This is a genomic window from Bacteroidia bacterium, assembly GCA_019695265.1.
GTDB lineage: Bacteria > Bacteroidota > Bacteroidia > JAIBAJ01 > JAIBAJ01 > JAIBAJ01.
In genome coordinates this window covers 100531-112087 of record JAIBAJ010000001.1, presented here as the reverse complement: position 1 = coordinate 112087, position 11557 = coordinate 100531, and the positions used below count along the sequence as shown (strand labels likewise).

At 42.3% G+C, this 11557-nt stretch carries 8 protein-coding genes and 1 riboswitch; of the genes, 5 read left to right on the top strand and 3 right to left on the bottom strand.

Translation table 11 applies throughout. The features are described from left to right. Positions 1-54: 54 nt before the first annotated feature. From K1X82_00435 to K1X82_00425, 3 genes are all read left to right on the top strand, one after another. Entirely contained in the window at positions 55-993 is a 939-nt protein-coding gene (locus K1X82_00435; protein ID MBX7180551.1) for a hypothetical protein, read from the top strand. A 5-nt stretch (positions 994-998) separates the two neighbouring features. After that, entirely contained in the window at positions 999-1391 is a 393-nt protein-coding gene (locus K1X82_00430) for a hypothetical protein (GenBank protein ID MBX7180550.1), read from the top strand. A gap of 158 nt (positions 1392-1549) precedes the next feature. After that, complete coding sequence (locus tag K1X82_00425; protein MBX7180549.1) at positions 1550-1702, top strand: hypothetical protein; 153 nt, start codon at positions 1550-1552, stop codon at positions 1700-1702. Positions 1703-2164: 462 nt separating this feature from the next. Here K1X82_00425 and metH read toward each other — a convergent pair whose 3' ends face one another. Continuing rightward, positions 2165-5833 (bottom strand): methionine synthase, encoded by a 3669-nt coding sequence (gene metH / locus K1X82_00420; GenBank protein ID MBX7180548.1) that lies wholly within the window; start codon positions 5831-5833, stop codon positions 2165-2167. A gap of 207 nt (positions 5834-6040) precedes the next feature. After that, a riboswitch (SAM riboswitch) is annotated at positions 6041-6142 on the bottom strand. Positions 6143-6201: 59 nt separating this feature from the next. Further along, positions 6202-7662 (bottom strand): T9SS type A sorting domain-containing protein, encoded by a 1461-nt coding sequence (locus K1X82_00415; protein MBX7180547.1) that lies wholly within the window; start codon positions 7660-7662, stop codon positions 6202-6204. Between the two features lie 113 nt (positions 7663-7775). Here K1X82_00415 and K1X82_00410 point away from each other — a divergent pair, with 113 nt between their 5' ends. Then, the gene (locus K1X82_00410) at positions 7776-8384 is read left to right on the top strand and encodes a hypothetical protein (protein ID MBX7180546.1); all 609 of its coding nucleotides are present in this window, start codon (positions 7776-7778) and stop codon (positions 8382-8384) included. Between the two features lie 103 nt (positions 8385-8487). Beyond that, entirely contained in the window at positions 8488-10572 is a 2085-nt protein-coding gene (locus K1X82_00405; protein MBX7180545.1) for a tungsten formylmethanofuran dehydrogenase, read from the top strand. A 125-nt stretch (positions 10573-10697) separates the two neighbouring features. Here the strand turns inward: K1X82_00405 and K1X82_00400 are convergent, their stop codons facing one another. Next, the gene (locus tag K1X82_00400) at positions 10698-11546 is read right to left on the bottom strand and encodes a hypothetical protein (GenBank protein ID MBX7180544.1); all 849 of its coding nucleotides are present in this window, start codon (positions 11544-11546) and stop codon (positions 10698-10700) included. Between the last annotated feature and the right edge of the window lie 11 nt (positions 11547-11557).

Here is an 11557-nt window from a genome sequence, read left to right as displayed (position 1 = left end):
ACTCATGGACAAATTTTTATTTTTGACCGATTTTTTCTCCTTAACCAAAAGAATGTGTCGAAGATAGTAGTGCTTTATTGGAGCCAAACCGGACAGCTTACCCGAATTCTTAATTCCATAACCAAGCCTTTGGAAATGGCCGGTCATCAGGTAGATTACAAACGGTATTATCCCGTTCAGGATTATCCTTTTCCCTGGACTGTTCCTACTTTTTTTGATTTAATGCCCGAAACATTTTTGGGCATGCCTCGACCCGACGAATTATTGGTTGAGCCGATTCAGGAAATGGAGAGCTACGATTTGGTTATTCTTGGTTATGCTCCCTGGTTTTTATCGCCAAGTTTGTTAGTGCAAGGCTTGTTGGAAAAGGAAGATGTTAAGAGTCTAATTGCCAATAAGCCAATAATTACTGTTACGGGGTGCAGAAATATGTGGCTAAACGCCATGGAAAAATTGAAAGAATTGTTATTGGTTCGTAAGGCAAGATTGGTTGGGAATATTGCATTGGTAGATCCGGCTTCAAATGTGGTAAGTTTAATTACCCTTTCAGCTTGGCTATTTGCAGGTAAGAAGGAAGGATTTATGGGTGGAATTTTTGGTCCATCCGGTGTTACTGATGCTCAAATTCAACATGCTTCAAAGTTTGGAGAAATTATTCATGCTTATTTGTCTAAAGGTGATTTTTCAGGCATGCAACCTGAACTTGTAAAAGCCAATGCGGTAGCAGTTAATCCTAATCTGATTCCTATCGAAACCCGGGCTATTCGACTTTTTGGACTCTGGGCCAATTTCATTCGTAAAAAGGGTGGTCCCGGAAACCCCAATCGTTATTTTCGATTGAAATTGTTTTTGTATTACATCGTGGCGGCATTGTCAGTTATTGGTCCTATCGTTTCTGTGTTTGCCTGGATTGGCAGAACCTTATCTCCTAAAAAAATTAATAAACAAATGGCCTATTTCCAAGGTTTGGAATGGGATAAAAATGGTATTTAACCTGTATGAAGTTTTCCAAAAGTTTTTCTCAGTTTATGTTGGTATCCGGTTCGGTTGCCTTGCTCTGTATTGCCGCTCCATTTATTGCACATCAGTTGGTTCCCGATTTGGTTTTACTGCCTGTTTTGCCTTTTAGCGTATTGTTTATTTTCCTTGCCTCATCCGTTTCTCATTATTTTGTCTCCAATGCCATCAGTGGGCGGCCTCAAAGTTTTATAAACGTATTTATGGGAAGTATGGGCATTAAGTTGGCCTTGTATTTTGCCTTCATAATAATTTATGTATTTACCCACAATTCCGATGCAGTTTCTTTCCTTTTGTGGTTTATGACTTACTATGTGGTGTTTACCGGTTTAGATATTGGATTTTTGCTTTCACAGAATTCGAAAAAGAATTAATGTGTTGAAAATCAGCACTTGACTACGGTATGTGAGGATTGGTTTACAGGCTTGAGTTGTTAGTCTAAATTATGACGAATATTAGTTCTTTTTAACGAAAAATCATTTGGCACTTTCAGTAACAGCCATACATTAGCCCCGTTAATTAGAAACAAGTTATGGCGAGATCAGCAAAAACCAAAGCGTCGGAAGAGGGTATTGAAAGAATAACTGTGCAATTAGACAGTAGAACAACCATTATCGTAAGGAGTAAAGAAGCATTTCATAGTTGGTTACAACGTTATCCTAATGCTAAAATCCTAAACAACTAACGGATTGTAAATTCTTTAAGCCTATTCAGGGGCTTTTTAAACCCGGCGGTTCCAGGAACTGACCGGGTTTGTTTTTTTTGAATATTTCGTTCTTTTTTTTGGCGGGTCCCTTCGCCTTCCGATTTTGTTTCGATTTCAGGGTTTTTTGCAAGGGCTCAGGTCGGGCTTTTCACTTCAAGTCCTCACCCGAAAGTGTTCGGGTTGTGGGCTTTCCGTTACAATCCCTACCCGGTCGGAACCCCAAAATGTATGTTTTCATACAAACATGGAAGCTTGATGGGGTTAGTTCAAAGCGTGAAATTTTGGGCTGTAGTCGGGTAGGGATAGCAGTGGAAAGCCCACAGGCGACCGCGGCGTTAGCCCGGGCGGCGAGGACTTGGAACGTATAGCCCGACCATGAGCCTTGCTTCTTTTGGGCCGATGCACTTAGTTAATGCGAATGGGACCCGCCAAATAAATAAACTAGTAACCTAACCACGGGCCCAGCCATTTCTCGATGTATTCAACCGATTGGCCTTTGCGTTTGGCATAATCTTCCACCTGATCTTTGGCGATTTTACCTAATCCAAAATATTTGGCTTCCGGATGAGCGAAATACAGGCCACAAACAGCAGCAGTGGGGTACATAGCCAAGCTTTCGGTTAAATGAATTTGGGTAAGATTTTCCGCATCGAGCAATTGGAAAATAGCCGGTTTTTCGGTATGATCCGGACAAGCAGGATAACCAGGTGCCGGACGAATTCCTTGGTAAGCCTCATCAATTAATTGTTCGTTGGTGAGGTTTTCTGATTTAGCATAGCCCCATAATTCGGTTCTTACTTTACGATGCATTAATTCTGCAAAAGCTTCTGCCAAGCGGTCAGCCAGGGCTTTGAGCATGATGGAAGAATAATCGTCGTGATCTTTTTCAAATTGTTCAATCCATTTTTCAATTCCGATACCTGTTGTAAGTGCAAAGGCGCCGATGTAATCTTCGCCTGCTTCTTTAGGGGCGACAAAATCGGCCAATGCCAAGCTTGGAACATTCGCAGCTTTTTTACCTTGTTGACGAAGGGTGTGCAAGGTTTGAAATTGTTGGGTTCCGGCATCATCAGCAAACAGAGCGATATCGTCGTGGTTGACTTGATTTGCTCTCCAAAAACCAATGCTTGCCTTGGCGGTCAGCCATTTTTCGTTTACAATTCGTTGAAGCATGGATTGGGCATCAGCAAAGAGTTTTTGAGCTTCTTTTCCAACAATTTCGTCATCCAGAATTTTAGGAAACCTACCGGCCAATTCCCAGGCTTGGAAAAAGGGAGTCCAGTCGATGTGTTGAGCAATTTCGTCCAGAGGGTAATTTTCGAAGGATTTTATACCCAGGAAGGATGGTTTAATGCGATTGGCGGAGTTCCAGTTTGCCTGGTATTTGTTTTTTCTAGCCTCTTCCAGGCTAATGAGTTCTTTTTCGGATTTATGTTTATTGTGATGTTCTCTTAGTTTTTGGTATTCGGCTTTTAAATCGGTTTCGAATTTGGTTTTAGCATCCTTGGAGAGCAAGTTGCTAACTACGGGAACGCTTCGACTTGCATCCAGGACGTGAACGGTGGTTCCGCTGTAATGTGGTTCAATTTTAACTGCGGTATGAACCCTGGAAGTAGTTGCTCCGCCGATGAGTAGAGGTGTTTTCATGCCCCTGCGTTCCATTTCTTTAGCGATGGAAACCATTTCGTCGAGGGAAGGGGTAATAAGTCCGCTGAGGCCTATTACATCCACATTTTCGGCAAGTGCGGTATCGAGGATTTTTTCGGTAGGAACCATCACTCCCAGGTCGATAACTTCGTAATTATTACAACCTAGAACTACGCCAACGATATTTTTACCAATATCGTGCACATCGCCTTTTACGGTTGCCATAAGCACCTTTCCTTGAGATTGGCTTGCCCCGGCTTCTTTTTCTGCATCCATAAATGGCATGAGGTAAGCAACTGCTTTTTTCATAACCCTGGCGCTTTTCACAACCTGAGGTAAGAACATTTTCCCTTGTCCAAACAGGTCACCAACTACATTCATGCCGTCCATGAGAGGACCTTCGATAACAGACAATGGTTTTTCGTATTTAAGTCGGGCTTCTTCGGTATCGGCATCAATAAACTCGACCATACCTTTTATCAGAGCATGTTTCAGGCGGTCTTCCACGGGGGCATTCCTCCATTCTTCATCTTTTTTCTCTGCTTTGCCCTTAGTACCTTTCAGGCTTTCGGCAAATTCAACGAGGCGTTCTGTTGCATCCGGTCTACGGTTCAGGAGTACATCTTCTACGCGTTCCAGGAGGTCTTTGGGTATTTCGTCGTACACACCGATTTGTCCTGCATTAACAATTCCCATATCTAAACCGGCTTTAATGGCATGGTATAGGAAAGCGGTGTGCATGGCTTCACGCACGGGTTCATTTCCACGGAAAGAAAACGATATATTGCTGACACCTCCGCTCACTTTGGTTCCGGGGAGATGTTCTTTAATCCATCGGGTTGCATTGATAAAGTCAACCGCATAGTTATTATGTTCTTCTATTCCGGTTGCAACAGTAAGGATATTGGGGTCGAAAATGATGTCGGTAGCAGGGAATCCTATTTTTTCGGTGAGGATTCGGTAGGCACGTTCACAAACTTCAATACGTCGTTGGTAATTATCGGCTTGTCCTTTTTCATCGAAAGCCATGACGATTACGGCGGCGCCATATCGACGAACGAGTTTGGCCTGTTCGATGAATTTTTCTTCACCTTCTTTAAGGGAGATAGAATTGACGATGGCTTTACCCTGAATGCATTTGAGGCCGGCTTCCAAAACGGTCCATTTGGAGCTATCGATCATGATGGGCACTTTGGAAATTTCGGGTTCAGAGGCAATGAGGTTTAGGAAGTTGGTCATGGCCTGAACGCCATCCAACATACCTTCATCCATATTGATATCAATCACCTGGGCTCCGTTTTCAACTTGTTGACGAGCGATGGCAAGTGCTTCTTCGAAATTGCCTTCTAAGATAAGCTTAGCGAATTTTTTACTACCTGTTACATTGGTTCTTTCACCCACATTGATGAAGTTGCTACCCTCGTAAATGGTTAAAGGTTCTAAACCGCTGTAGTGAGGGATTTTGGGAAGTTGAGGCAGAGGTCTGGGAGAGAATTTGGCTGCTTCATTAGCTATGGCACGAATATGGTCCGGAGTAGTTCCACAGCAACCTCCAACAATATTAACGAAGTTATGTTCTAGCCAATCGCGGATGTGAGCTGCGGTAATGTCGGGGGTTTCGTCGTATTCTCCGAAAGCATTAGGCAAACCTGCGTTGGGGTAGGCAGAGATTCGGAATTCGGTATTTTTAGATAGGGTTTGAATGTGAGGCCTCATTTGCGGTGCACCAAGGGCGCAGTTTAGTCCAATACTAAGAAGAGGCAAGTGGGAAACGGAATGTAAAAATGCTTCAACGGTTTGTCCGGAAAGGGTTCGGCCGCTAGCATCAGTGATTGTACCGCTGACCATGATTGGCAGTTTGGTGCCGGTTTGGTCGAAGTATTGGTCAATGGCGAAAAGCGCTGCTTTGGCATTTAAGGTGTCGAAGATAGTTTCCACAAGGAGGAGGTCGCATCCACCTTCGATTAGTGCCTTTACTTGTTCGGAGTATGCGTCGACCAATTGGTCGAAGGTAATGGCACGGTAGCCCGGGTTGTTAACATCGGGGGAGAGGGAAGCGGTTCGGTTGGTGGGTCCCATGGCACCGGCAACAAAGCGAGGCTTATCGGGGTTTTGGGCAGTAAATTCAGCTGCAACTTCCTTAGCAATTTTAGCAGATTGGAAATTGATGTCGTAAACTGCACTTTCCAATTTATAGTCGGCTTGGGCAATCCAGGTTCCACTGAAGGTATTGGTTTCAATAATATCGGCTCCTGCCTGCAGGTATTCGCGGTGAATGGCTTTAATAACATCTGGTCGGGTAATAGAAAGCAGGTCGTTGTTCCCTTTCAAGGGGTGGGAGTGATTTAAAAAAATCTGACCGCGGAAATCAGCCTCTTCCAAATGGTAACGTTGAATCATAGTTCCCATAGCCCCATCGAGGACGAGAATTCTTTTTTCGAGAGCTTGGTAAATAGTGGTCATATTAAATAGCAAGAAGTATTTGTTTATTAAAAAGGCAAAAATTGGTGAGGAAGGAGTAAGGTGTTTTCAAATTAAATTTTGCCGGGCAACTGGATTTTATTATTTATTCATTTCAAACCTTAGGTTGGTTCGATTACAAGCAAAACAAAAAAGCCCCGCTGAAATAAATCAGCGAGGCTTTCTAAATCAAATTATTAAGCGTACACCGACTTATCTCTTCTTCTTAAAGGAAGATAGGACTTAGCACCGAATATTGCTCCGGTTGCTACGGTTTCATAGGGCCTTTCCCTCCACCGTTCTTGATAAGTTTGTAAAGAACTGCTGCAAAGATAAGGAGATTTGCCTCCTTTTTTCGTCTTTTTAAAATTTTATTTTGCAACGACAAATTTTTTCACTCGGAACAATTTTTCCTTGCTAGATAGCTGTGCAATATAAACTCCTGCCCCAATGTTTTCGATAGGGAAAAACTGTTGGTCTTTGAAATTCACATCAAATCGTGCTACCAAATCGCCGGTAACGGAAAATACCGATAATTGGGCAGGTTCAGAAATTTTACCGGCCATATTTACCACCAACTGATTGTAAATCCAATCTACACCAATTTCCCATCCTCCCACGGATTCTTCGTATGACATAGCCGCACAACTATCGTGAATTGCTAGTCCTTCAAAAAATTGTTTAACGTTTAACACCGCAAATTGGGCACAATCCATGTGATCCAAAGCCGGATTAACGTCGAGGGTATCGCAATTTTGGCAGCCATTTGCGTTGAAATATTCAATTGCAGTAACCGCATTTTCGAAAGGTACCCTGGTGTCGGAGCGGCAAAACATCATGTAGGTTGGACTGGTTGGAACAAACTGGTAGGAATCGTTGTCGCGCAAGGCAACTCGAAAGAAATAATTGCTGTCATTAATAAATGAGTCAATCTGAGTTTGTTTAAAGATGGTTTTAGGAACTGCGGGTGCTATACTGTTTATTTCACCAAAGTTATGGTTTCCGTCGTAAAGGGGAGGAAGCAGGGTATCCCAAGGGGAGGCTAAAATTTCAGAAGGGTTGTCGTAAAAGTGGTAAATTTGGTTCCATCCGAAGACCAAATAGGGCAAATAAGCAGGTTCAGGGTAAACGTCATCCAACAGAAGCAAATCGGCCATAACCCCACTAAGTGAGTATGCACCGCTAAGAGGTGCACTTGCAGTTACGGTCATTTCGTTCGAGAGGTGGTTTTGAATGAGTTCCTGGGCGGCCATAGCAGCGTGCCCACCTTGGGAATAGCCTGTTAAGAACAATTGATTATTGTGACTAATATTTAAATCGGGAAGAGCTTCTTTGGTTGCTCGGATTAGATCGACTATGCAGGTAGCCTCTGTATGTTTATGTTGATATGGATGCAAGCCCGGACCGTCACCCATTCCTAAATAATCTGGTAAAATGGAAACATATCCAAAGGAGGAAATGATTAAACCGATATAGGCTTCCATTCCTGCTATTCTGGAAGGAGCATCGTCTTTGTAGGTCATGGTTCCATGGGCATACATGGCAATGGGGAAACTACAACCGGGAAGTCGAGGCACAACAAGTAAACCGGAGGCATAGGTGGAGGTGCTGTCCCAACTAACGGTATTGTAAAGTACTTTATAAGTATCAATACCCCATTTGGTTCCAACAATACTTGCCGGAATTCCAACTGAATTCAGTGTGGAATCCAATTCAGCTTTTGAATAGGAGCGGATAAAGGTTTTGGAAATTAAGAATTGGGCTGAACTTCCCAAGCTTAAGAGTAAGGCGATTGCAAGTAGGTAGATTTGCTTAATAAAAAAATTTTTCAAACATAACGAAATCCTTTGGAAATTAAGGAATAAGATACTGGAATAGTAGTATTTTTAAAAAAATGGTTATTCGAGAAAGAGTAGTTGTGATAATTTTGAAAAAATTTATAATTATGAAAAGAATAACTACCCTTTGTTTGGCCGCCGTTTTAGCCTTTGGTGTGGCCTCAGCACAAAAAGTAAAAGAATTAAAAGGTGATTTAGGATTCCTAAAAGGACAAACTGTTCTTAACGTGCAATATGTTTATGACGGAATGATGGTTGGTAAGAAACAAACCGAAGCAGAGTATATTAAGGAGAAAACCGAAGATGCCGAGAAGAAAGAGAAAGGGAAAGGAGATACCTGGTTAAAAGGCTGGAAAGGTGCACGAGAGCAAAGGTATCAACCTCATTTTGAAGAACTCATGAACAAGCAATTAGACGGAGCCGGAATGGTGGTAAAAAGTGGTGCAACAGAAGCCAAATACACTGTAATTTTGATAACAACTCGTACCGAGCCAGGGGTAAATGTTGGTGTATACAAACAACCTGCATATGTAGATTTTCATATCAAAATTGTAGAAACAGCCAATCCATCCAATGTGCTTTACGAAGCAGATGCTCTTAACACTCCCGGATCCCAGTTTAGTGGATATGACTTTGATGCAGGAACTCGTTTGGCAGAAAGTTATGAGAAAATGGGAAAAACCCTTGGTGGAAAAATAGCGAAAGCCATTAAATAAATAAATGTGTGATTAATAATCGAAAGGCTGTCCATCGAATGGGCGGCCTTTTTTGTTTGTGCATATTTCCAAATACCTACATTTGTCCACCTGAATTAACCTGATGGCCGAAGTGTTATACTCCGAAAAGAAAGCCCAAGCTGTTTCCACAGAGACCCTGTTAAGTGCTTGGGAATTAATGTGTACTGCCTATTCTATGGCTGAGTTGTATGAGAAAAATGCAGCTGTTACAGCTAAATATGTGCATGCTACCAGTCGTGGACATGAAGCTATTCAGATAGCAGTAGGTATGCAATTAACAAAATACGACTACCTTTCAGCCTATTACCGCGACGATTCTATTCTGCTTTCTATAGGTATGACACCCTATGAGCTTATGCTTCAATTGTTGGCTAAGCGAAACGATCCGTTTTCAGGAGGCAGAACCTACTATTCTCATCCAAGTTTAAAACGGGATACCATGCCCAAGATACCTATGCAATCTTCTGCCACCGGAATGCAAGCAATTCCGGCCACCGGAGTGGCCATGGGTATTCAATACAAAGAACTGCAAGGATTAACAGCTGATTTTGAAGGGAATTATCCTTTGGTAGTTTGTTCGCTTGGCGATGCTTCTGTTACGGAAGGAGAAGTGGCCGAAGCCTTCCAAATGGCTGTACTTAAAAAACTGCCCATTTTGTATTTGGTGCAAGATAATGAATGGGATATTAGTGCCAATGCAACAGAAACCCGGGCTCAGAATGCCGCTGAATATGCCAAGGGGTTTAAGGGATTAGAAACTCGTAGCATTGATGGTACTGATTTCACGTCCTGTTATCAAACCATACAAGAAGTAATGGGGCTAATTCGGAATGAAAGAAGGCCTTTTTTAGTGCATGCAAAAGTTCCGCTTCTTAACCACCATACAAGTGGTGTGAGAAAAGAATGGTATCGAGACGATTTAGAAAAATCAGCTTTGCGTGACCCTATGCCCAGGTTGCGTAGACAGTTACTTGCTGCCGGACTTGAGGCCAGCGAAATTGATACCATCCAAAAGGCTTCCCAATTGCGTGTTGAAAAAGATTATGCAGAGGCATTGCTAGCTCCGGATCCACAACCGGCGGATTTGTTTAATCATGATTTTGCTCCAACACCAATTGTAAGTGAGAAGGGACAGCGGTCGCCTCAAGGTAAAGAAAAGACCGTGATGGTAGATTGTGCACTTTTTGCTGTACAGGAAATAATGGAGAAGCATCCGGAAAGTTTACTATACGGACAAGATGTTGGGCTGAGACTAGGAGGTGTGTTTAGGGAAGCTGCTACACTAGCTCAAAAGTTTGGAAGTAACCGGGTTTTTAATACCCCAATCCAGGAGGCATTTATTATTGGAAGTACCGTTGGGATGAGTGCTGTTGGGTTAAAACCAATTGTGGAAGTTCAGTTTGCAGATTATATTTGGCCTGGACTGAATCAGTTATTTACGGAAGTAAGTCGTTCGTGTTATTTGAGTGATGGAAAATGGCCGGTTAGTTGTATTATAAGGGTACCGATTGGTGCTTATGGTAGCGGTGGTCCTTACCATTCATCCAGTGTTGAGTCGGTTTTAACCAATATTCGAGGGATTAAAATTGCCTACCCTAGCACAGGAGCTGATTTAAAAGGCCTGATGAAAGCTGCATATTATGATCCAAATCCGGTTGTAATGCTTGAGCATAAAGGATTGTATTGGTCGAAAATTAAAGGTACTGAAGAAGCAAAAACTGTGGAGCCGGATGAAGATTATGTTATACCTTTTGGCAAAGCAAGGTTGGTACAAGAGGCTAATACTTCCTTCACTCATACAACTTGTGTGGTAATAACTTATGGCATGGGTGTTTATTGGGCCATGAATGCTGCAAAAGCATTTGAAGGAAGGGTAGAGGTGCTCGATTTGCGAACCTTATATCCACTCGATGAGGAAGCCATATTCCAGGCTGCAAAGAAACATGGAAGGTGTTTGGTGCTAACCGAAGAAGCAGTAAATAATAGCTTTGCTCAAAGCATTGCTGCCCGAATTCAACAAAATTGTTTCCGAAGTTTAGACGCCCCCGTCCTAACACAAGGAGCTGAGAATCTTCCTGCAATACCATTAAACTCCACGTTGGAACAAGCTATGTTACCCAATGCAGAAAAGGTTAAGTTGAAATTGGAAGAATTGCTTTCTTTTTAAATTTTATCCTATACCTATTGTCAGCCTAAACAGCATTTGCTTAATCCTTTACCACTGTAATTTTCAAATTAGTTTTTGGACTATTTTCCAAATAACATTGGTAAAATTGTTCTATTCCATTCTGGCTATTTTTCAACTATGACCAAAACCCGGGAGTTAAAATAATGATTGTAGGCGTAAAGGGTTCCATACCAGTTTCCGGAAGTAGGGTTAGAGAAAACACAAATTTCTGAATCTGCATTGGGGTTAACTCCGGCACAATCGGCAGTCCAAGTATAGGAATAGTCAGTTGGTGGATTGTGGTTGATGTTAGGAGTACTTCCTTGTCTCAGGAACATATCTGCATAGTTTAAATAAGATCCGGGAGTTGTTTCAATTGTCTTTACAGTTAGTTTAGTTGTTCCTGCCGGACAATTAAAAGAAAATGGAATCCGATCCCCCACATTTCCGGAAAAATCCTGAGCCAGTATGGTGTCAATTGTTGAACCACCGCCGCCACCGCCACCGCCACCACCACCATTGGATGGGTCGGTAATTTTGGTGAAGGTCATGTCCCATTTGTCCGGATTGGAAAACTCCAAAGTGATAATTCCGTTCGATTTAGATAAGGTGATTTCGGTTTCTTCAAAATGAAAGCCATTTGGAATACTGATCACTGCATATTCTGCATGCAAATGATCGGCTTTCCATTTGTTAGTGCCAATTTTGGTGATGTTTTTCAAATATACATCGCCAACTTTTATTAAGCTGGGATTGTTTCCTAAGTAGCTATCACCAAAATCGGTAAAATAGCCTGTATTTCCATCAATTTCAAAGATTAGGCCACCATCGGCAGGGTCGCCTTTTTGGTAGAATCCATCTAAAATATATTCTTCTACCAAATCATTGGTTATTTCATCGGTTTTTTTGCAAGAGGCAAGGCCAATGCAGCTAAGGCCTAGAATAGCCATCCAAAGGGTTGAGGGGATTTTCATTATCTCCAAAA

Coding starts and splice junctions, on each gene's coding strand:
- K1X82_00430 (MBX7180550.1), top strand. CDS start 999: ATGAAGTTTTCCAAAAGTTTTTCTCAGTTTATGTTGGTATCCGGTTCG.
- K1X82_00425 (MBX7180549.1), top strand. CDS start 1,550: ATGGCGAGATCAGCAAAAACCAAAGCGTCGGAAGAGGGTATTGAAAGA.
- metH (MBX7180548.1), bottom strand. CDS start 5,833: ATGACCACTATTTACCAAGCTCTCGAAAAAAGAATTCTCGTCCTCGAT.
- K1X82_00410 (MBX7180546.1), top strand. CDS start 7,776: ATGAAAAGAATAACTACCCTTTGTTTGGCCGCCGTTTTAGCCTTTGGT.
- K1X82_00405 (MBX7180545.1), top strand. CDS start 8,488: ATGGCCGAAGTGTTATACTCCGAAAAGAAAGCCCAAGCTGTTTCCACA.
- K1X82_00400 (MBX7180544.1), bottom strand. CDS start 11,546: ATGAAAATCCCCTCAACCCTTTGGATGGCTATTCTAGGCCTTAGCTGC.